The organism is Pseudomonas sp. NPDC088414 (assembly GCF_044753325.1).
In the GTDB taxonomy this organism is placed as follows: Bacteria; Pseudomonadota; Gammaproteobacteria; order Pseudomonadales; family Pseudomonadaceae; genus Aquipseudomonas.
Map to the genome: position 1 here is coordinate 1 of NZ_JBIVMY010000008.1, position 19,889 is coordinate 19,889.

The 19,889-nt window shown below is 61.0% G+C and carries 19 protein-coding genes and 1 pseudogene; 8 read left to right on the forward strand and 12 right to left on the reverse strand.

What is annotated here, in order from left to right; genetic code table 11:
* The coding region (locus tag ACIP8I_RS10170) for an RNA pyrophosphohydrolase (protein WP_400760717.1) at positions 1–402 on the reverse strand (402 nt) is incomplete at its 3' end.
* 143 nt (positions 403–545) lie between these two features.
* Between ACIP8I_RS10170 and ACIP8I_RS10175 the strand changes: the two genes are divergently transcribed.
* A complete protein-coding gene (locus ACIP8I_RS10175) occupies positions 546–1,202 on the forward strand; it encodes an HAD family hydrolase (RefSeq protein WP_400760719.1) in 657 nt (218 codons plus the stop codon).
* A 111-nt stretch (positions 1,203–1,313) separates the two neighbouring features.
* On the opposite strand, the gene ACIP8I_RS10180 is transcribed toward ACIP8I_RS10175, so the two are convergent.
* Both ACIP8I_RS10180 and ilvA read right to left on the reverse strand, forming a co-directional pair.
* A complete protein-coding gene (locus tag ACIP8I_RS10180; protein WP_400760721.1) occupies positions 1,314–1,739 on the reverse strand; it encodes a DUF2269 domain-containing protein in 426 nt (141 codons plus the stop codon).
* 39 nt (positions 1,740–1,778) lie between these two features.
* Positions 1,779–3,293, reverse strand: a complete 1,515-nt coding sequence (ilvA, locus tag ACIP8I_RS10185) for a threonine ammonia-lyase, biosynthetic (protein WP_400760723.1) — start codon at positions 3,291–3,293, stop codon at positions 1,779–1,781.
* A gap of 301 nt (positions 3,294–3,594) precedes the next feature.
* Between ilvA and rpiA the strand changes: the two genes are divergently transcribed.
* Positions 3,595–4,269, forward strand: coding sequence for a ribose-5-phosphate isomerase RpiA (rpiA, locus tag ACIP8I_RS10190; protein ID WP_007965573.1), 675 nt, complete (start codon positions 3,595–3,597; stop codon positions 4,267–4,269).
* Positions 4,270–4,415: 146 nt separating this feature from the next.
* Here the strand turns inward: rpiA and ACIP8I_RS10195 are convergent, their stop codons facing one another.
* From ACIP8I_RS10195 to ACIP8I_RS10210, 4 genes and pseudogenes are all read right to left on the reverse strand, one after another.
* Positions 4,416–5,333 (reverse strand): SdiA-regulated domain-containing protein, encoded by a 918-nt coding sequence (locus tag ACIP8I_RS10195; RefSeq protein WP_400760725.1) that lies wholly within the window; start codon positions 5,331–5,333, stop codon positions 4,416–4,418.
* A 197-nt stretch (positions 5,334–5,530) separates the two neighbouring features.
* Positions 5,531–6,454, reverse strand: coding sequence for an SdiA-regulated domain-containing protein (locus ACIP8I_RS10200; RefSeq protein ID WP_400760727.1), 924 nt, complete (start codon positions 6,452–6,454; stop codon positions 5,531–5,533).
* A gap of 300 nt (positions 6,455–6,754) precedes the next feature.
* The gene (locus tag ACIP8I_RS10205; protein WP_027610530.1) at positions 6,755–7,420 is read right to left on the reverse strand and encodes a fumarylacetoacetate hydrolase family protein; all 666 of its coding nucleotides are present in this window, start codon (positions 7,418–7,420) and stop codon (positions 6,755–6,757) included.
* A gap of 39 nt (positions 7,421–7,459) precedes the next feature.
* Positions 7,460–8,853: pseudogene (locus ACIP8I_RS10210) on the reverse strand (FAD-binding oxidoreductase).
* 206 nt (positions 8,854–9,059) lie between these two features.
* On the opposite strand from ACIP8I_RS10210, the gene serA reads away from it, so the two are divergent.
* Positions 9,060–10,289 (forward strand): phosphoglycerate dehydrogenase, encoded by a 1,230-nt coding sequence (gene serA / locus ACIP8I_RS10215; RefSeq protein ID WP_003229219.1) that lies wholly within the window; start codon positions 9,060–9,062, stop codon positions 10,287–10,289.
* Positions 10,290–10,351: 62 nt separating this feature from the next.
* Here the strand turns inward: serA and ACIP8I_RS10220 are convergent, their stop codons facing one another.
* A complete protein-coding gene (locus ACIP8I_RS10220) occupies positions 10,352–10,777 on the reverse strand; it encodes a DUF4399 domain-containing protein (protein ID WP_204894086.1) in 426 nt (141 codons plus the stop codon).
* Positions 10,778–10,912: 135 nt separating this feature from the next.
* On the opposite strand from ACIP8I_RS10220, the gene ACIP8I_RS10225 reads away from it, so the two are divergent.
* A complete protein-coding gene (locus tag ACIP8I_RS10225) occupies positions 10,913–11,479 on the forward strand; it encodes a transporter substrate-binding domain-containing protein (RefSeq protein WP_400760731.1) in 567 nt (188 codons plus the stop codon).
* Positions 11,480–11,598: 119 nt separating this feature from the next.
* Here ACIP8I_RS10225 and ACIP8I_RS10230 read toward each other — a convergent pair whose 3' ends face one another.
* Complete coding sequence (locus ACIP8I_RS10230) at positions 11,599–12,084, reverse strand: DUF523 domain-containing protein (protein WP_400760733.1); 486 nt, start codon at positions 12,082–12,084, stop codon at positions 11,599–11,601.
* A 1-nt stretch (position 12,085) separates the two neighbouring features.
* A complete protein-coding gene (locus ACIP8I_RS10235; RefSeq protein WP_400760735.1) occupies positions 12,086–12,718 on the reverse strand; it encodes a 2OG-Fe(II) oxygenase in 633 nt (210 codons plus the stop codon).
* A gap of 108 nt (positions 12,719–12,826) precedes the next feature.
* Here ACIP8I_RS10235 and ACIP8I_RS10240 point away from each other — a divergent pair, with 108 nt between their 5' ends.
* On the forward strand, positions 12,827–13,579 hold the full coding sequence (locus ACIP8I_RS10240; protein WP_097088904.1) for a DUF2059 domain-containing protein: 753 nt from the start codon (positions 12,827–12,829) through the stop codon (positions 13,577–13,579).
* Between the two features lie 103 nt (positions 13,580–13,682).
* On the opposite strand, the gene ACIP8I_RS10245 is transcribed toward ACIP8I_RS10240, so the two are convergent.
* The gene (locus ACIP8I_RS10245; RefSeq protein ID WP_400760737.1) at positions 13,683–14,630 is read right to left on the reverse strand and encodes an alpha/beta hydrolase; all 948 of its coding nucleotides are present in this window, start codon (positions 14,628–14,630) and stop codon (positions 13,683–13,685) included.
* Between the two features lie 99 nt (positions 14,631–14,729).
* Between ACIP8I_RS10245 and ACIP8I_RS10250 the strand changes: the two genes are divergently transcribed.
* Positions 14,730–15,308 carry a DUF6436 domain-containing protein gene (locus ACIP8I_RS10250; protein WP_135296792.1) on the forward strand — a complete coding sequence of 193 codons (579 nt, stop codon included), beginning with the start codon at positions 14,730–14,732 and terminating at the stop codon, positions 15,306–15,308.
* Positions 15,309–15,410: 102 nt separating this feature from the next.
* Positions 15,411–17,822, forward strand: a complete 2,412-nt coding sequence (locus ACIP8I_RS10255; RefSeq protein ID WP_400760740.1) for a penicillin acylase family protein — start codon at positions 15,411–15,413, stop codon at positions 17,820–17,822.
* A gap of 140 nt (positions 17,823–17,962) precedes the next feature.
* Here the strand turns inward: ACIP8I_RS10255 and ACIP8I_RS10260 are convergent, their stop codons facing one another.
* The gene (locus ACIP8I_RS10260; protein WP_400760743.1) at positions 17,963–18,928 is read right to left on the reverse strand and encodes a GlxA family transcriptional regulator; all 966 of its coding nucleotides are present in this window, start codon (positions 18,926–18,928) and stop codon (positions 17,963–17,965) included.
* 304 nt (positions 18,929–19,232) lie between these two features.
* Between ACIP8I_RS10260 and ACIP8I_RS10265 the strand changes: the two genes are divergently transcribed.
* Positions 19,233–19,874, forward strand: coding sequence for an HD domain-containing protein (locus ACIP8I_RS10265; protein WP_400760746.1), 642 nt, complete (start codon positions 19,233–19,235; stop codon positions 19,872–19,874).
* The last annotated feature ends 15 nt before the right edge of the window (positions 19,875–19,889 follow it).

Below are 19,889 nucleotides of genomic sequence, written 5' to 3' on the forward strand. Positions count from 1 at the left end.
TCCCATCGGATACCAATATCTGACCCTGCGCCTGGCTTCGAAGTCCGGTTTACCGGTCAAATCCATCCGCACCCGCTGCTCGTTGGAGATCAGGCGCAGGAGAAACCATTTCTGTTTCTGGCCGATGCACAGCGGTTGGCTGTGGGTACGCACCAGACGTTGCGGCAAACGATAGCGCAACCAGCCCCGGGTACAGGCCAGTATTTCAACATCTTCACGTTCCAGGCCAACTTCTTCGTTCAGCTCGCGGTACAAGGCGTCTTCCGGCGTCTCCTCGGGGTTGATTCCCCCTTGCGGAAACTGCCAGGCATCTTGATTGATACGGCGAGCCCATAGCACCTGGCCGGCGTCATTCGTCAGAATGATCCCGACATTGGGGCGGAAACCATCGGGGTCGATCACGGCAACAACCTCGCAAACGCATGTCGCCGCATTGTTCCACAAAGCTTGATAAGGCGGCAACGAAGGTTCCTACCTTATGTGCACTCTTGTGAAAAGACCGTATTCTTGTCGCCTTTTTACTGACTTTTCAGCGGGTAACTGCAATGCGCCTGGCTCTATTCGATTTGGACAACACCCTTCTGGGCGGCGACAGCGATCACGCCTGGGGCGACTATCTGTGCGAACGCGGCTTCCTCGATCCGGTGGCGTACAAGACGCGCAACGACGAGTTCTATCAGGATTACATGGCCGGCCAGCTGGATAACGCCGCGTACCTGAACTTCTGCCTGGAAATCCTCGGTCGCACCGACATGGCCGTGCTCGATCAATGGCACAACGACTATATGCGCGACTGCATCGAACCGATCGTGCTGCCCAAGGCGCTGGAACTGCTGAAAAAGCATCGCGACGCCGGCGACAAACTGGTGATCATCACCGCCACCAACCGCTTCGTCACTGCACCGATTGCCGTACGCCTGGGCGTCGAAACCCTGATCGCCACCGAGTGCGAGATGGTCGATGGCCGCTACACCGGGCGCAGCACCGACATTCCGTGCTTCCGTGAGGGCAAGGTGACCCGCCTCAATCGCTGGCTGGAGGAAACCGGGTATTCGCTGGATGACAGCTATTTCTATAGCGATTCGATGAATGATCTGCCGCTGCTGGAGCAGGTGGCGAACCCGGTGGCGGTGGATCCGGATCCGAATCTGCGGGCCGAGGCCGAGAAGCGTGGCTGGCCGGTGATTTCGTTGCGTGACTGATATCGCTATCGCGAGCAGGCTCACTCCTACAGTGGAGCGCATTCCAAATTTGGAACTCGGTCAACTGTAGGAGTGAGCCTGCTCGCGATGGGGTCGACGCGATCTCAAGCCCTAAACAGGCTTGGCGCCCATCAACCCGGCAATCGCGATAAAGCAGACAAAGCTGAATAACGCCAAGGCAAACGTGAACTTGCCAACGCCACCCGGCGCCTTGCGCAACCGATTCAACCGCACCAGCAACCAGAACCACGCCAGCGCGGCCACGGTGTACAGCACGCTTGAGGCCAGCAGCCAGGTCTGCCCCAGCGGCCAGCCGACCCGATGCACCATGCCCCAGCCGGTAAACGGCATGCTCAGCAAAGCCAGGCCCATCAACAACCAGATGAACACCCGTGGCCGTTGCAAGGTGCGACTACCGGCCGTTGCATCACCTTTGCGGCGCGCCAGAAAAACCCAGATCCCCAGCCCCAGCGCACTGGCCAGCAACACCACCGTTGCCACCACGTGCGCCATCTTCAGGGCAGTTAACGTTTCCATTGTTCGATTTCCTTAGGGCCTGCCCATCAGCGTAGCCGCTCAGCCAAGAAACAGCTTATAGGCCGCGTTGTCGCTTTCGTCCCAGTACGGGTAGCCGATCTCCGCCAGCGCCGCCGGTACCAGATGACGCTCGTCATGCGGAACTTGCAGACCTGCGACGACACGGCCATCCGCCGCACCATGGTTGCGGTAATGGAACATCGAGATGTTCCAGCGTCCGCCGAGCTTGTTGAGAAAGTTGAACAGCGCGCCCGGGCGCTCCGGGAATTCGAAGCGCAGCACCACTTCATCGACCACCTGCGCCGCGCGCCCGCCGACCATGTGGCGGATGTGCAGCTTGGCCAGCTCGTTGTCGGTCAGATCGATGACCGGAAAGCCCTGCTCGGCCAGACTCGCCAACAGTGCGCTGCGCGGGTCGTTTTCCGGGTGCGTCTGCACGCCGACGAAGATGTGCGCTTCGCTGCCGGTGTTGTAGCGGTAGTTGAATTCGGTGATCTGGCGCTTGCCGATCGCTTCGCAGAAGGCCTTGAAGCTGCCGGCCTGCTCCGGAATGGTCACGGCGATGATCGCTTCACGGCCCTCGCCCAGCTCGGCGCGCTCGGCGACGTGGCGCAGACGGTCGAAGTTGACGTTGGCCCCGGAGTCGATGGCGACGAAGGTCTGGCCACTGACGCCGCGCAACTCGACGTACTTCTTGATCCCGGCCACGCCCAAGGCGCCGGCAGGTTCGGTGATCGAGCGGGTATCGTCGTAGATATCCTTGATTGCCGCACAGATTTCGTCGGTGCTGACGGTGATCACCTCGTCGACGTAATCCTTGCAGATGTCGAAGGTGTGCTGACCGATCTGAGCCACCGCCACGCCGTCGGCGAAGATACCCACGGTCGGCAGCACCACGCGCTCACCGGCGGCCATGGCCGCTTGCAGGCAGTTGGAGTCGTCCGGCTCGACGCCGATGACCTTGATGTCCGGCCGCAGGTATTTCACGTACGCCGCGATGCCGGCAATCAGACCGCCGCCACCGACCGGAACGAAGATCGCGTCCAGCGGTTGCGGGTGCTGGCGCAGAATTTCCATCGCCACGGTGCCCTGCCCGGCAATGGTGTGCGGATCGTCGTACGGGTGGATGTAGACGTAGCCCTTTTCATCGACCAGTTTCAGCGAGTAGGCCAGTGCTTCCGGGAACGAATCACCGTGCAACACCACTTTGCCGCCGCGCGAACGCACGCCTTCGACCTTGATCTCCGGAGTAGTCTTGGGCATCACGATGGTCGCTTTCACGCCCAGCACTTTCGCCGCCAGCGCCAGACCCTGCGCATGGTTGCCCGCCGACGCGGTGACCACGCCACGGGCGCGTTCTTCGTCAGTCAGCTGGGTCAACTTGTTGTAGGCGCCGCGAATCTTGAACGAGAACACCGGCTGCAAGTCTTCACGCTTGAGCCAGATGTCATTGCCCAGCCGCTCGGAGAGCTGACGAGCGTTCTGCAGCGGGGTTTCTACGGCAACGTCATAAACGCGCGAGGTGAGGATCTTTTTGACGTACTGTTCGAGCATCGGAAAGCATCACTGGCGATTGGGCGGGACCGACGAGTCTAACCCGGCTTTTGGGCGCACGACCACACTGAACAGGGGGTTTTAGGGTGTGGAGACCTATTGTGGCGAGGGAGCTTGCTCCCGCTCGGCTGCGCAGCAGTCGTAAATCAGAACATACGATTTGTCTGAAAGAATGCAAAAGGACCGCTTCGCGCTCCAGCGGGAGCAAGCTCCCTCGCCACAGGGGTGTTTCCCCCTTCACCACCTCGGCGCCTATAATGCCGGCCTTTCCGTTCTCCCCTTGCCCGCTTCCGGAGCCCGCATGACCCAGGATCAACTCAAACAGGCAGTGGCTCAGGCCGCCGTCGACTTCATCCTTCCGAAACTCGACGACAAGAGCATCGTCGGGGTCGGCACCGGCTCCACTGCCAACTGCTTCATCGATGCGCTGGCCCAGCACAAGGGCGCGTTCGATGGCGCGGTTGCCAGCTCCGAAGCCACTGCCGCGCGCCTCAAGGGCCACGGCATTCCGGTGTATGAACTGAACACCGTCAGCGACCTGGAGTTCTACGTCGACGGCGCCGATGAAAGCGACGAACACCTGAACCTGATCAAGGGCGGCGGCGCGGCCCTGACCCGCGAGAAGATCGTCGCGGCCGTGGCCAAGACCTTCATCTGCATCGCCGACGCCAGCAAACTGGTGCCGGTGCTGGGCGAATTCCCGCTGCCAGTGGAAGTGATTCCGATGGCCCGCAGCCATGTCGCCCGCCAACTGGTGAAACTGGGCGGCGACCCGGTGTACCGCGAAGGCGTGCTGACCGACAACGGCAACATCATCCTCGACGTGCACAACCTGCAGATCACCAACCCGGTGGAGCTGGAAGCGCAGATCAATGCGATCGTTGGTGTGGTCACCAACGGCCTGTTCGCGGCGCGTCCGGCGGATCTGTTGCTGCTGGGCACCAGCGAAGGTGTGAAAACCCTCAAAGCTGAATAATTCAGGCTGTCCACATTTTTATGGGCAGATGAAAAAACCTGTGGGAGCTGGCTTGCCAGCGATGGCGGCCTGTCAGTCAACATTGATGTTGAAAGTGATGGCCCCATCGCTGGCAAGCCAGCTCCCACAGTGTTTTGGGGTGTTGGTTAGTTCTGCGCAGGTTTCTTGAAGACGTAAAACAGATTCGGCTCACTCACCAGATACAACGTCCCGTCATCATCCATCGCAATGCCTTCGGCCTGCGGCACGCTCTTGCGCAAGCCCTGCCGGCCCTTGTTCAGCGACAGCGTGCTCAACGGCCGCCCGTCCACATCCAGTTCCAGAATCAGCCCCGACTCGTCGGACAGCGCCAGCAAATGGCCGCTGCGCTCGTCGTATTGCAGGCTCGACAGATCGCGCACGAACATCCCGGCATCGCGCTTGGGGTTGTTGATCACGTGTACCGCGTAGGATTTTTCCGGATTGAAGTGCGGGAAACCGTGCACTTCATAAATCAGCATCGGGTCACGCTCCTTGGCGACGAACAGGCGTTTGCCCACCGAGTCATAGGCCAGACCTTCGAAACCCTTGTTGCCACTCATGTGCACGCCGAGGGTCATTTGTTCGGCGTCTGCTGCATCGAGGAACGTGGTGTCCCGCTCCAGATGCACCTTGATCAGGCGTTGCTCGCGCTCGTCGGTGATCACGTAAGTGTCGGCGCTGATGAACTCAACCGCTTCCGCATCACCAAAGCCAATCAGCGCGATGCGCCGCAGGATCTTGCCCTCCAGCGACAACTCGACCAGTTCGGCATTCTTGTTGGTCAAGGTGAACAGGCTTTTGCGCACCGGATCGAAGGTCAACGCCGAGACATCGTCGTTCAGCCCGTCGATGACCCGGGCTTCCACCTCGACCCGGTATTGATCCAGACCAATGGCCTGGCTGTTCAACGGTTGCCACAGGCTGTGCAGATTGAACCAGGCGCGCTCGAACAGGCGCAGGTATTGGCCGATCGCGACCAATGCGATCAGGACAATCACCGACAGGATGACGATCAGGGGTTTGGGACGGGCAAGTCGAAGCATTCAGGCAGGCTCGGGATCAAAACAGGCGGATGAAATATCACGCCTGTCTGAACTGAAGCTTAATGGCCACTTGCCCTTTCCCACAACAGAACCGTGCAGGAGCTGCCGCAGGCTGCGATCTTTTGATCTTGATCTTGAAAAACAAAAGCAAAAGATCGCAGCCTGCGGCAGCTCCTACAGGGGAGAGATTCGGGCTGCTACTTTTGTTTTTCGAAGCGGTAGAACAGATTCGGCTCGCTGACCATGTACAGCGTACCGGCGTCGTCCATGGTCACGCCTTCGGCGCGAGGGATGGTGCTCTTCAGGCCATTGAAGCCGCCGAGCAGGGTCATGAAGCTGACCTGCTCGCCCTTCTCGTCCAGCTCCAGCAGCAGATGCGAGTCGGCGGACAGCACCAAGGTGTGGCCGGTACGCGGGTCGATGGCCAGCGCCGAGAGGTTGCGGATATCCAGTTCATCATTGGCAAGCTTCTGCTTGTCGCCCTTGAGGATCTGGCTACCGTCGCTTTTCCAGGTGAACAGCGCAGGCGGACGCTCTTCGCCCAGCAGCAACTGCTGATTGCGCGGATCCCAGGTGATTGCTTCGAACGCCTTGTTCTGGTTTTTCGACGGGCCGAGGTCGTATTTCGGGAAATCGGCGATATTCAGTTCGCGAGTGCTGGCATCGACCTTGACGATGGTCAGCAGGTGCTCGCGCTCATCGACGATCGCCATCAGGCCGTTTTCCATCACTGTCACGCCTTCCGGGTTGGTCCAGCCCACCAGCGGCATCTTGCGCAGCACATCACCTTGCAGAGTCAGCTCGACCAGGAACGGATTCTTGCCCATCACCGAAAACAGGGTTTTGGTCTGCGGGTTGTAGGACAGATCCGAAGCCTCGTCCTTTTCCATGCCCGGCAGCAGTTTGCCGTCGATGACCGCCCGATAGTCCGGCAGCCAGATGCTTGCCTTCTGCTCAGCCTGAGTCTCGAGACGCTCGCGCAGCCACAGCAGACCACGGTCGTCCCAATGCATGATATGCGCCACGCCATAAGCGACAGCGAGCACCAGCAACAGCCAGACATACCAGCGCAGGGCGGAACGTGAGCGACGAGGAGGATTGAGCTGAGTGTGAGCTGACATCAGGGACGCATTCCGAAAATTCAGGCTATGGGTAATAGCACAAAGAGGCCGGCTCAGACGCCAGAATGAGAGGAATTATCCGGACAGAATGTGAAAAAAACGGCAAATGGCGGGATTGTCGTGCGGCTTTGCGAGCCGCGACACAGAGCCAATGCAGGAGCGGGCACTTGTGGCGAGGGAGCTTGCTCCCGCTGGGGCGCGAAGCGACCCTGCTTTTCACTTCAAAAAGCAGGGGCCTGCTGCGCAGTCCAGCGGGAGCAAGCTCCCTCGCCACAGTTGCCGTGTATCGGATGCGTTCGGTCAGCGCACGCTGCTGCTGAAGCTGCTCGCGCCAACCAGTTCCAGCACGATGTCGTCGCCGACATTCAGCGGGCCGACGCCCACTGGCGTGCCGGTAAGGATCACGTCGCCGGCCTGCAGCGAGAAGCAGCCGGCCATGTGCTGGATCATAGGCACGATCGGGTTGAGCATCGCGCTGCTGTTGCCGTCCTGACGCACTTCACCGTTGATGGTCAGGCGAATGCCGATGTCGGTCAGGTCAGGGAAAGTGCTGCCGACCACGAACGGCGCGATCACCGCGGCGCCGTCGAACGACTTGGCGATTTCCCATGGCAGGCCCTTGGACTTGAGTTCGGCCTGCTTGTCGCGCAGGGTCAGGTCCAGCGCCGGGGCGAAACCGGAGATCGCATCCAGCACTTCTTCGCGGCTCGGTTTGGTCGACAGTGGCTTGCCGATCAACACGGCGATTTCCGCTTCGTAGTGCACCGAACCGCGCTCGGTCGGAATGCTGAAACCGCCTTCCAGCGGCACCACGCAACTGCCTGGCTTGATGAACAGCAACGGCTCGGTAGGCACCGGGTTGTCCAGTTCCTTGGCGTGTTCGGCGTAATTACGGCCTATGCACACCACTTTCCCGATCGGGAAGTGGATGCGCGTGCCGTCGACATACTGGTGCTGATAGCTCATTTACCGACTCCTGCCTTCATTGATTCAGGGGATTGCCAATCAAACCGCGAAGATCTTGCCCGGGTTCATGATGCCGTTGGGGTCGAACACCGCTTTGACCGCTTTCATGTACTCGATTTCGACCGGCGAACGGCTGTACGTCAAGTAGTCGCGCTTGGTCATGCCCACGCCGTGCTCGGCGGAGATCGAACCGTTGTACCTCTCGACGGTTTCGAACACCCATTTGTTGACGGTCGCGCACTTGGCGAAGAACTCGTCCTTGCTCAGGTTATCCGGCTTGAGGATGTTCAGGTGCAGGTTGCCGTCGCCGATGTGGCCGAACCAGACGATTTCAAAATCCGGATAGTGTTTGCCGACGATCGCGTCGATTTCCTGCAGAAATGCCGGGACTTTCGACACAGTGACCGAGATGTCGTTCTTGTACGGTGTCCAGTGCGAGATGGTTTCGGAGATGTACTCGCGCAGCTTCCACAGGTTCTGCAGCTGGGTTTCGCTCTGGCTCATCACACCGTCCAGCACCCAGCCCTGCTCGACGCAGTGTTCGAAGGTTTCCAACGCCGTGTTGGCCACTTCCTCGCTGGTCGCTTCGAATTCCAGCAGCGCATAAAACGGGCACTCGGTCTCGAACGGCGCCGGCACATCGCCACGGCCCAGCACTTTGGCCAGCGCCTTGTCGGAGAAGAATTCGAACGCGGTCAGGTCGAGTTTGCCCTGGAACGCATGCAGCACCGGCATGATCGAGTCGAAGTCGGCGGTGCCGAGGACCATCGCGGTGAGGTTTTTCGGCGCACGATCCAGGCGCATGGTCGCTTCGACCACGAAACCGAGGGTGCCTTCGGCGCCGATGAACAACTGGCGCAGGTCGTAACCGGTGGCGTTCTTGATCAGGTCTTTGTTCAGCTCCAGCACATCGCCCTTGCCGGTGACCACTTTCAGGCCAGCGACCCAGTTACGGGTCATGCCGTAGCGAATCACCTTGATCCCGCCGGCATTGGTGCCGATATTGCCGCCAATCTGGCTCGAACCAGCGGAGGCGAAGTCAACCGGGTAATACAAGCCGTTCTCTTCGGCGATGTTCTGCAGGTGCTCGGTGACCACGCCGGCTGACACACGGCGGTGCGGTCAGTGAGGTTCACGTCGAGAATCTGGTTCATGTAGTCGAACGACACCACCACTTCGCCATTCGCGGCGACGGCGGCGGCGGACAGCCCGGTGCGCCCGCCCGACGGCACCAGCGCCACCTTGTGGGCATTGGCCCAGCGGACGATCGCCTGCACCTGTTCGATGGTCTTGGGAAACACGATGGCGCAGGGCGCGGGCGCGAAGTGCTTGGTCCAATCCTTGCCGTATGCATTCAGGGAGTCGGCGTCGGTCAGGACCTTGCCAGGCTCGACCAGGGTCTTCAGTTCATCAATCAGGGCAGGATTGGTCATCGACAGAACTCTCGAACAATTCATGGTCATCCTGAGAACGCTTCACGTCGCAGGAATGAGTGATTAGCGGGGCGGCTATGCTAGCATACCGACCCCGCAGGCCAGTGCCCAAGGCCGGTTCTGCGGTAACGGCTTTCCTGCCGTTTGGGTCAGCTCCAGGCTGCTCCCCTCCCTGCCATTTTTCTCCGGGATACAGGTTTACGCAGATGAGCAAGACTTCTCTCGATAAGAGCAAGATCAAGTTCCTTCTTCTCGAAGGCGTCCACCAATCGGCTGTCGACGTCCTCAAGGCGGCGGGCTACACCAGCATCGAATACCTTACAGGCTCCTTGCCGGAAGCCGAGCTCAAGGAAAAGATCGCTGACGCTCACTTCATCGGCATTCGTTCGCGCACCCAACTGACCGAAGAGATCTTCGATCACGCGAAGAAGCTGGTCGCGGTCGGCTGTTTCTGCATCGGCACCAACCAGGTTGACCTGAGTGCTGCCCGCGAGCGCGGCATCGCCGTGTTCAACGCGCCGTACTCCAACACCCGCTCCGTCGCGGAACTGGTGCTGGCCGAAGCGATCCTGCTGCTGCGCGGCATCCCTGAGAAAAACGCTTCCTGCCACCGTGGCGGCTGGATCAAATCCGCAGCCAACTCCTTCGAGATCCGTGGCAAGAAACTCGGCATCGTCGGCTACGGCTCGATCGGTACGCAGCTGTCGGTTCTGGCGGAAGGTCTGGGCATGCAGGTGTTCTTCTACGACACCGTGACCAAGCTGCCGCTGGGCAACGCCACGCAGGTCGGCAACCTGCACGAGCTGCTGGGCATGTCCGACATCGTCACCCTGCACGTACCGGAAACCGCTGCGACCCAGTGGATGATCGGCGAGAAGGAAATCCGCGCCATCAAGAAGGGCGGCATCCTGATCAACGCCGCGCGCGGCACCGTGGTCGAGCTGGACGCCCTGGCGGACGCGATCAAGGACAAGCACCTGATCGGCGCGGCCATCGACGTGTTCCCGGTGGAGCCACGCTCCAACGACGAAGAGTTCGAAAGCCCGCTGCGTGGCCTGGACAACGTGATCCTGACCCCGCACATCGGTGGCTCGACTGCCGAAGCGCAGGCCAACATCGGTCTGGAAGTGGCGGAAAAACTGGTCAAGTACAGCGACAACGGTACCTCCGTTTCGTCGGTGAACTTCCCGGAAGTGGCCCTGCCGGCTCACCCTGGCAAGCACCGTCTGCTGCACATCCACGAGAACATTCCGGGTGTGATGAGCGAGATCAACAAGGTCTTCGCCGAAAACGGTATCAACATCTCCGGTCAGTTCCTGCAGACCAACGAGAAAGTCGGTTACGTGGTGATCGACGTCGACGCCGAATACTCGGAGCTGGCGCAAGAGAAGCTGCAACACGTCAACGGTACTATCCGTAGCCGCGTGTTGTTCTGATCCGACGCTGAGCGACAAAAAAAGGGAGCCTTCGGGCTCCCTTTTTCATGCAACGCCGAAATTTATTTGACGTTGACGGTGATTTTCTTCGAGACGATCGGCGGATCGAACGCCATGTGGCCGCTGTCGCCCAGCTCCAGCTGCAAGGTGTGCTTGCCCGGGGCCAGTTTGATCGTGGCCTCGGTCTGCGCCTTGCCGAAGTGCATGTGGTTGGCGTCGGTCGGCACGACGGAACCGGCCGGAACGATTTCCTTGGCATCGATCAGCAGGTGATGGTGACCGGTGTTCTTGGTGACATCACCGGCCGGTGCCAACGCGATGTCCTTGACCCCGAACTTGACCTTGAACTCCTGAGAAACCGTGGCCCCGTCCTCGGGAGAAACGATGAACACTTCGGCACCTTTGGGCGCCGGGGTCGCTGCACTGGCCAGCACTGAAACACCCATCAACAGGCCAGCCAAGGCTGCTCGTGACATAAACGTTTTCATTCTCTTCTCCAGTTTTTCCGTAAAATCCGCGCGGTCATGACAACTTCATGACCATTCGTTGTCGAAGGCACTCGACAACCATAGCAAAGCGAGCCTGACTCAGAGCATCGCAATAATGATTTCAAAGGAGTGACCATGCGCTTTCTGCCTGGCCTGATCTGCCTGCTACCCCTTCTGAGCCCTCTGGCTCACGCCGAACTGATTGATGACGTCAACGACCGTGGCGAGTTGCGCATAGCCCTTGAGGCTAATACACCGCCCTTCAATTTCAAGGATGGCGACACACTCACGGGGTTCGAGGTCGAGCTTGGGCAACTGCTGGCCAACGAGCTGGATGTGCGCGCCGACTTCATCGTCACCGACGAAGCCGACCTGCTCCAGGGCGTTGAAAGCGGCAAGTACGACGTTGCGCTCAACCACATAGCACTGACACCTGAACTCAAGGATCGTTTCGACGTCAGCGAGTCTTACGGCAAGGTCGATTCGCAGTTGTGGGCAAAGAAGGATGAGCAGCCACGGCCGATGGTGCTGGTGCAGGCACTGACCGAGGAGAAACCGAAGGCGACCCCGGTGGAGCTGGCGATCCCGTTTCAGAAGGGCAACCCGGCGTTTCACGCCAGCCTGGAAGGTGCTTTGCAGCGGATCAAGGCGGATGGGCGATTGGCGGCGTTGTCCGCGAAGTGGTTCACCGAACCTAAATGAACACACAAACCCTGTAGGAGTGAGCCTGCTCGCGATAGCGGTCTGTCAGTCATTCACTCATGTGCTGATAGACCGCTATCGCGAGCAGGCTCACTCCTACAGGGGGTCAACGGTGGTTTTTAGTCGAGTTGGGTCAGGGCCATTGCGGCCTGCAGTAGTTCGAGTTCACTGAAGACTTGCACCCCATGGCGTTTGAGCAACGCCGCCGTTACGCCTTCTCCCGAGACCTTCACGCCACTGAACGTCCCGTCATAAGTCAGCAAATTCCCGCAGGAAGGACTGTTGGCCTTGAGCACCGCGACGTGGATGCCGTGTTTCTGCACCAGCGCCAGCGCCTGCCGCGCGCCGTCGAGAAACTGCGCGCTGACGTCCTCGCCTTCGGTGGTGATCACCGCCGCCTTGCCATCGAGCACTTCGGCGCCCTGCCCGCCGGGGATTTCCGCCGCAGCACGTGGAGTCGGCAGGCCACCGGCGACTTCCGGACACAACGGCACCACACGCCCTTCGGCGATCCACCGCTCAAGCAGATCGAACGGCCCGCTGGCCCCGCCGTCGTAACGCACGCGGTGGCCCAACAGGCAGCGGCTGACCAGAATCTTCTGCATATCAGAACGGCTCGTTGCCACGGCGGCGGAACCAGCCGGTCAACGACAGGCGTTCGCGGTGCGCCGGCAGCACTTCATGGGGCACTTCGCCGGAGAGGAACACCACCAGACAGCCGCCAGTCGGTTGCACGTCATGCACCCGGTCTTCGTCCAGATACATGCGCAACTGACCGCCGTCTTCCGGCAGCCACGCGTCATTGAGGTAGACCACCGCCGAGACCATGCGCCGGTCGTCGTCGCGAAAACGATCAACGTGCTTGCGATAGAAAGCGCCCGGCGGATACAGGGCGAAATGGCACTCGAAATCCTCGAGGCCGAGGAACAGCCCACGATTGAGCGCCTCGCGCAGGCTGTCCATCAGGTGCAGATAACGGTCGCTGGCCTCGGCCTGGCCCGGGTCGATCCACTGGATGTGGTCGCCACGAATGCCCTCGCGAATCTCCGAAAACGGCCCACGACCCACCGCCGCCGGCGCCAGTTCACCCTCGGCTTCACGTTTGCGGCACTCAGCCGCCAGCTCACGGGTCAAACCCGCGGGCAGGAAAATGTTCTGCTGCGACCAGCCATGCTCGGCCAGGTCGTCGACGATGCGTAACAGCAGCGGGTGTTCAGAGGATATTTGCATGGCGCGCATAGTATGCCTGCGGCAAGAAATCCGACAGAGCCACACGGCGGCTTGATACGAATTCTCGACAAGTACCGGCACCGCACGGAGAATAGTCCGCTGCTGACAGGAGTCCCTATGCGCCGTTTGCTTTTTTCACTGTTGATGTTCTGCGTTTTGCCCGCCTGGGCGGACGGCCACGATCAGTTGTACAAGATCGCCGGCTGGCCAGATCAACGTGCGCATTTCAATGATGCCCTGAGTGCCGCGCAGCAGCGCTACCAGAACAACCTGCCACCGGCGGTGTTTCAAGCCCTGGTCAACAACAGCAACCAGCGCTTCGCCCCGCAGGCCATGGATCAGCGTGCCGAAGCGCAACTGCGTCAGCACCTTGCCGATCCACAACCGGCGCTGACTTTCTTCCAGTCACCGCTGGGCAAGAAAATCGTCGCCGCTGAATTGCTTGCCACCCGTCGCGATCAACTGGCGAAGAACGCCAAGGGCCTGCCGAAGATGCAGGCCAGCGACAGCCGCCTGCTGATCATCGGCCATCTGGCCCAGGCGCTGCCCGCCCGCGAGGCCGGTGCCGAGGTCAGCCTGGCGATTGCCGGCGTGGCGGCGGACAGTTTGAGTTCGATGATTCCCGGCCTGCTCGGCGGCGGTCAGGCGCAAGGCATGTTGAACGGCCAGCGCCAGCGCCTGATGGAGCAGATCGGCGCCGATTTGAACAACACGCTGCTCTACGTTTATCGCGATCTGTCGGATGACGAACTGGAGCAGTTCGCGACCTTTGCCGAGTCCAGCGAGGGCAAGGCGTATTACCAGGCGGCGCTGGCAGCGATCCGGGCGGGTTTGGCGGTGGGGCAAAGCTCTTCGAACCTTGGCCAGTAAGCTTTATCGCCTTTCAGACCGCCATCGCGAGCAGGCTCACTCCTACAGGAGACCGCGATCAATTGTAAGAGTGAGCCTGCTCGCGATAAGGCCCTCGAAGACGCTAGAGATTCCGCCCCCTGATCCGCTTGTTCAGAAACTCGAAATATTCCTCGCGCATCTCCAGAGTCTCGTTCGCCAGATGATGCCGCGCCTCCGGCAGCAGCAGAATCTGTGGCCGGTCGAACTTCCATTTCATCACTTGCAGGTTGTGCTGCCAGTCCACGGTCATGTCTGCCTGCCCCTGAATGATCAGCGGCCGTCGCGGACTTTTTTTCGCGTGTTCGACGCGGATGATCCAGCGCGACAGCGCACCGACCCACGCGGTCGGCAAGCGTTTGGGCTGTAACGGGTCGGTCTGCAGAAACGGCAGGAAATCCGGGTCGTTGGAGTTCTCGCTGAAACGCCGGGTGACGCCTCGCACGAAAGGCCTCAGCAGGTAATAACTGAGCTGCGACCAGCCCCAGGCGCGCGGACGTACCAGTGGCGCCAGCAGAATCAGATGCCCCTGCGCCGGACTGTGCTCGCCATGGTTGAGCACATGGTCGACGACAATCGCGCCGCCAGTGCTTTGCCCGCACAGGTGCCAGGGCTGCGGCAGCGCAATCGAACTGGCTTCAGCGAACAACGCCTGCAAGGTGTCCTGATATTCGGAGAAGTCGCGAATGCTCGCCCGCGCTCCGCTCGACAGGCCATGCCCCGGCAAGTCGCAGGCGATGACGGCAAAATCCTGATCCAGCGCCCACTCGATCACATGCCGGTACAAACCGGTGTGATCGTAAAAACCGTGCAGCAGAAACAGCGTGCCCTTGACCTTCTCCGGCCACCAGCAATGGCTGACCAGCTCGTAACCATCGACTTCGAAACGGCCCATGCCGCGCCAGACATCACGCTCCGGGAAGTCGGTTTTATAAAACCGCTGATACGCCTTGGCCTCGTCCGACAACGGCTGCCACTGGGCCAAAGGCTTGAGGCTGGCGCGTAAATGATCGGCATCGAAAGTGTCAGGCATGCGGGTATTCCAAAGCGGTAAACAGACTTTATCGGCCTGCGATATTCATCTGTTGCGACAAGCATGGCAAGCTAGCCCACCTTCGAGGACCCAAAAACCATGCGCTCGCCCTACCGCACCGCACTGTTTGCCAGCCTGCTCGCGCTTGTGTGTGCCGGGGTGCTGTGGGCGGCGTACGACTGGTTTCAGGGGCGCTATCTGCGTGCATTCAGTCAGCACACGGCGGTGTTTTCCGGGGATCCGTTGCGTCTGCCGGATGAGCTGGCCGGTCCCGGCAAAATCCGCCTCGTGCACTTCTGGGACCCGGCCTGCCCGTGCAACGTCGGCAATCAACAGCACCTGACCGAGATGGTCGAGCAGTACGGCGCGCGCGGTGTGGAATTCTTCGCCGTGCAGCGCGCCGGCTCCCACGGCCAGCTGCCCGCCACCCTGAGCAATCTGAAAACCATCGCGGTATTGCCCGGCTCCGAGCAGATCCCGGCCAGTCCCGCCGTGGCGATCTGGGACCGTAGCGGCAAACTGGCGTACTTCGGGCCGTACAGCGAAGGGCTGACCTGCAATTCCAGCAACAGTTTTATCGAACCGATCCTCAATGCCCTGACCGATGATCGCCCGGTCAACGCCACGCACACCCTGGCGGTCGGTTGTTATTGCCCGTGGCCGGTGGTGGCGCAGTAAGGCATTCCGGACTTTTCGAGGACAGCGATGCACGGCACGGAAGGTCTGTGCTAATTGTTTGCAGCCCGACGGGCGGCAATCCCGCATGCACAAGGAGTCACCATGAAACGCGTCTTCACCGTTCTTGCCTTGCTCATCGTTGTCCTGCTCGCCGGCGTCGGCGGGTACGTCTACAGCAAGCAACCAACGCGTCAGGGCCAGGTGGAGCTGCGCAATCTGCAGGGTTCGGTGACCGTGCGCTATGACGAACGCGGGGTGCCGCATATTCGTGCCGAGAACGAAACCGATCTGTATCGCGCCCTCGGCTACGTGCACGCTCAAGACCGACTGTTCCAGATGGAAGCCATGCGCCGCCTCGCACGCGGCGAGTTGGCTGAAGTGCTCGGGCCGAAGCTGCTCGACACCGACAAACTGTTCCGCAGCCTGCGCATCCGCGAGCGCGCTGCCAGTTATGTCGCCAGCCTCGATAAGCAGTCACCGGCGTGGAAGGCCCTGCAAGCCTATCTGGACGGAATCAACCAATATCAGGACAGCCACGCCGCGCCGATCGAGTTCGACGTGCTGGGCATCCCCAAGCGGCCGTTCACCGCCGAAGACAGCATCAGCGTCGCCGGTTACATGGCCTACAGCTTTGCCGCCGCGTTTCGCACCGAGCCGTTGCTGACCTACGTGCGCGATCAACTCGGCGCCGATTACCTCAACGTCTTCGACCTCGACTGGCAGCCCAAGGGCGTGCTTGCCAAAGGTCACGCCAAAAAGACGCCGGCCCTCGCCGCCAGCGACTGGAAAGACCTCAACGCCCTCGCCCGCCTCAGCGAGCAGGCGCTGATTGAAAACGGCCTGCCGCAATTCGAAGGCAGCAACGCCTGGGTGATCGCCGGCAGCCGCAGCCAGAGCGGCAAACCGCTGCTGGCCGGTGATCCGCACATTCGTTTCTCGGTGCCGTCGGTGTGGTACGAGGCGCAGTTGTCGGCGCCGGGGTTTGAGTTGTACGGCCATCATCAGGCGTTGGTGCCGTTCGCGTTCCTGGGGCACAACCTCGATTTCGGCTGGAGCCTGACCATGTTCCAGAACGACGATCTGGATCTGATCGCCGAGAAGGTCAACCCGGACAATCCGAATCAGGTCTGGTACCACGGCCAGTGGACCGATCTGGTCAGCACCGAGCAGCAGATCGCGGTGAAGGGCCAGGCACCGGTGACGCTGACCCTGCGCCAGTCGCCCCACGGCCCGATCGTCAACGACGCCCTCGGCACCGCTGCCGGGAAAACACCGATCGCCATGTGGTGGGCGTTCCTCGAAACACCGAACCCGATTCTCGAAGGTTTCTACCAGCTCAACCGCGCCGATACCCTGGCCAAGGCCCGCGCCGCGGCGGCCAAGGTGCAGGCGCCGGGGCTGAACATCGTCTACGCCAACGCCAAGGGCGACATCGCCTGGTGGGCCTCGGCGCTGTTGCCCAAGCGCCCGGCCGGGGTCAAGCCGGAGTTCATTCTCGACGGCAGCGGCAATCAGGCGGACAAGGACGGTTATTACCCGTTCAGCGCCAACCCGCAGGAAGAAAATCCGCCGCGCGGCTACATCGTCTCGGCCAACTTCCAGCCGCTGTCACCGACCGGGATGGAGATTCCCGGTTACTACAACCTCGCCGATCGCGGTCAGCAGCTCAATCGCCAGCTCAGCGACAAGAACGTGAAATGGAGCAACGAGGCCAACCAGAAGCTGCAACTGGGCACCACCACCGCCTACGGCCCGCGCACCCTGGCGCCGCTGCTGCCGGTGCTGCGAGAAGTGGTGAGCGATCCGGCGCAGCTGAAACTGGTCGAGCAACTGGCACAGTGGCAAGGCGACTATCCGCTGGATTCGGTCAATGCCACAGTGTTCAACCAGTTCCTCTACGACCTCGCCGATGCGGCGATGCGTGATGAGCTGGGCAACGATTTCTTCGAAACGCTGCTGTCGACCCGGGTGATTGATGCAGCCCTGCCGCGCCTGGCGGCGAACGCGGATTCGCCCTGGTGGGACAACCGCAACACGCCGAACAAGGAAACTCGTGCCGACATCGTCAAAGCGGCGTGGCAAGCGAGCATGACGCACCTGAAACAGAGCCTCGGCGACAATCCGTCCGACTGGCAATGGGGTACGGCGCACACCCTGACCCATGGCCATCCACTGGGACAACAGAAGCCACTGGACCGCATCGTCAACGTCGGGCCGTTCGCCGCACCGGGCAGTCATGAAGTGCCGAACAACCTTTCGGCCAAGCTCGGCCCGGCGCCGTGGCCGGTGACTTACGGGCCTTCGACGCGGCGGCTGATGGACTTCGCCGACCCGGCGCACAGCCTGACCATCAACCCGGTCGGCCAGAGCGGCGTGCCGTTCGACAGCCACTACGACGATCAGGCCGAGGAGTACGTCGAGGGGATGTACGTGCAGGCGCACTTCAGCGAGGAAGAGGTGACGGCCAATACCCGCAGTACGTTGAAGCTGTTGCGGGCAAGGGCTGCCCAATAAATTTGTGCAGGCTGGTCTGGGCCCATCGCTGGCAAGCCAGCTCCCACAGTGTCTCTGGTGTTCTCATGATTTGTGAACGACACAAAACCCTGTGGGAGCTGGCTTGCCAGCGATGGGGTCCTTAAGAACGCAAGAGACCTTCAGAGCAGCCCAGCAAAATTCAGCCGAAACTGCTGCGGCGTCACCCCCAACCGGCGATTGAACACACTGCGCATGTGCTGCGCATCGCGAAACCCGCACTGGTACGCCACGGTCTTCAGCGGCGCCGTGGTGCTTTCCAGCAACACCCGCGCCGCATCCACCCGCGCACTTTCGACGAACTCCGCCGGGGTGACCCTTGCCTCGCGGGCGAACACCCTTGAGAAATTGCGCGCACTCATGTTCGCCGCATTCGCCAGATCGGCAATCGTCAAATCCCCGGTGAGGTTGGCCAGCACATACAACTGCACCATGGCCACCGCCGAGGTCGGCTCCGCATGCGGCGTGAGAAACGGACTGAACTGCGACTGTCCGCCCGAACGCTGGGTGAACACCACCAGCCGCTTGGCCACACTCAGCGCCACCTCGGCGCCGTGATCACGGGCCAACAGGTACAGCGACAGATCAATCCCGGCGGTGACCCCGGCCGAGGTGTAGAGCGCACCGTCCTCGACATACAGGCGATCGGCCTCGACTTGGGTCGATGGACACAACAGTGCCAAGGCTTCGGCATCGTTCCAGTGGGTGGTCACGGTGCGCCCTTCCAGCAACCCCGCCCGCGCCAGCATGAACGCTCCGTTGCAGATCGAACCGAAACGCCACGCACGGGCGCAGGCCTCTCGCAGCCACGTGTCGAATGGCTTGCCGAAATCCATGAACGGCAACTGCGGGCCGCCGGCGACGAGCAACAAGTCATAAGCAGCCGGCGCTTCGCTGAAATGCCGGTGTGCGCTGAGGTTCAGGCCATTGGAGCAAGCCATCGCCCCACGTTCGAGGCCAATCACCTCCAGCCGATAGTGATCCTCAGGCGGCAGAAAACGATTGGCCTCGGCGAACACATCCATCGGCCCGCTGACATCCAGCGCCTGCACGCCGGGAAACACCACGATGGCGACGGTTTTGTTCATAAGCCTCCTGGGGGCTCTTTGTGGCGAGGGGATTCATCCCCGATCGGCTGCGCAGCAGTCGTAGATCCTCACTGCGCGGTTTACCTGATACACCGAAACAGCAGGTTTTGGGACTGCTGCGCAGTCCATCGGGGATGAATCCCCTCACCACGGAGGAGCGCGATAAGCGCTCAAGCCGTGAGTTGGCACGATTTGCAGGTCGATTGGCAAGGATCGCAGCCATGCGTTGATTGTCCGTTTAGTGCCTCGGGGAACAGACTTTGCCCATCAGCGCCACGACGGCGTTTTCGATGAGGATACCTTCATGAGCACGACCATTGCCGGCATCAAGATCCCCGACAGCGCCCTCGCCCGGGCCACCACCGAGTACATTCGCGACATTGAATCCGACCTGCTCTACCACCACTCGCGCCGGGTGTTTCTGTTCGGCGCATTGAGCGGTGAGCGCCGGCAACTGGCCTACAACCCGGAGCTGCTGTACGTCGGCGCGATGTTCCATGACCTCGGGCTGGTCGAAGGCTATCGCAGCGCCGACGAGCGTTTCGAAGTGGATGGCGCCAACGCGGCAGCGGCGTTTCTCAAGCCGTACGGTCTGAGCGATGACGATATCGAGCAGGTGTGGCTGTCGATTGCCCTGCACACCACGCCGGGGGTGCCGAAGCATTTGCGGCCGACCGTGGCGCTGGTCACCGCCGGGGTTGAGATGGACGTGCTGGGCATGGATTACGCGGCGTTCAGCAGCACCCAGCGCGAGGCGGTGGTGCATGCGCATCCACGCGGAGAAGGTTTCAAGGAGTGCATCATCTGCGCGTTTGCCGACGGCTTGCGCTATCGCCCGCAGACCACGTTCGGCAACGTGAAGACCGATGTGCTGAAGGATCAGGAGCCGGGGTTCAAACCGCTGAACTTTGTTGAGGTCATCCGCCAATCTCCCTGGATTTCCTGAGCTCCAAAAGCAAAA

Excerpts from the sequence above, each read along its gene's own strand:
- ACIP8I_RS10250 (WP_135296792.1), top strand. The coding sequence starts at position 14,730 with ATGCGCTCGCCCTACCGCACCGCACTGTTTGCCAGCCTGCTCGCGCTT.
- ACIP8I_RS10225 (WP_400760731.1), top strand. The coding sequence starts at position 10,913 with ATGCGCTTTCTGCCTGGCCTGATCTGCCTGCTACCCCTTCTGAGCCCT.
- ACIP8I_RS10180 (WP_400760721.1), bottom strand. The coding sequence starts at position 1,739 with ATGGAAACGTTAACTGCCCTGAAGATGGCGCACGTGGTGGCAACGGTG.
- ACIP8I_RS10260 (WP_400760743.1), bottom strand. The coding sequence starts at position 18,928 with ATGAACAAAACCGTCGCCATCGTGGTGTTTCCCGGCGTGCAGGCGCTG.
- ACIP8I_RS10205 (WP_027610530.1), bottom strand. The coding sequence starts at position 7,420 with ATGAGCTATCAGCACCAGTATGTCGACGGCACGCGCATCCACTTCCCG.
- ACIP8I_RS10200 (WP_400760727.1), bottom strand. The coding sequence starts at position 6,454 with ATGTCAGCTCACACTCAGCTCAATCCTCCTCGTCGCTCACGTTCCGCC.
- ilvA (WP_400760723.1), bottom strand. The coding sequence starts at position 3,293 with ATGCTCGAACAGTACGTCAAAAAGATCCTCACCTCGCGCGTTTATGAC.
- ACIP8I_RS10230 (WP_400760733.1), bottom strand. The coding sequence starts at position 12,084 with ATGCAGAAGATTCTGGTCAGCCGCTGCCTGTTGGGCCACCGCGTGCGT.
- ACIP8I_RS10265 (WP_400760746.1), top strand. The coding sequence starts at position 19,233 with ATGAGCACGACCATTGCCGGCATCAAGATCCCCGACAGCGCCCTCGCC.
- ACIP8I_RS10175 (WP_400760719.1), top strand. The coding sequence starts at position 546 with ATGCGCCTGGCTCTATTCGATTTGGACAACACCCTTCTGGGCGGCGAC.
- ACIP8I_RS10195 (WP_400760725.1), bottom strand. The coding sequence starts at position 5,333 with ATGCTTCGACTTGCCCGTCCCAAACCCCTGATCGTCATCCTGTCGGTG.
- ACIP8I_RS10235 (WP_400760735.1), bottom strand. The coding sequence starts at position 12,718 with ATGCGCGCCATGCAAATATCCTCTGAACACCCGCTGCTGTTACGCATC.
- rpiA (WP_007965573.1), top strand. The coding sequence starts at position 3,595 with ATGACCCAGGATCAACTCAAACAGGCAGTGGCTCAGGCCGCCGTCGAC.
- ACIP8I_RS10245 (WP_400760737.1), bottom strand. The coding sequence starts at position 14,630 with ATGCCTGACACTTTCGATGCCGATCATTTACGCGCCAGCCTCAAGCCT.
- serA (WP_003229219.1), top strand. The coding sequence starts at position 9,060 with ATGAGCAAGACTTCTCTCGATAAGAGCAAGATCAAGTTCCTTCTTCTC.
- ACIP8I_RS10255 (WP_400760740.1), top strand. The coding sequence starts at position 15,411 with ATGAAACGCGTCTTCACCGTTCTTGCCTTGCTCATCGTTGTCCTGCTC.
- ACIP8I_RS10220 (WP_204894086.1), bottom strand. The coding sequence starts at position 10,777 with ATGAAAACGTTTATGTCACGAGCAGCCTTGGCTGGCCTGTTGATGGGT.
- ACIP8I_RS10240 (WP_097088904.1), top strand. The coding sequence starts at position 12,827 with ATGCGCCGTTTGCTTTTTTCACTGTTGATGTTCTGCGTTTTGCCCGCC.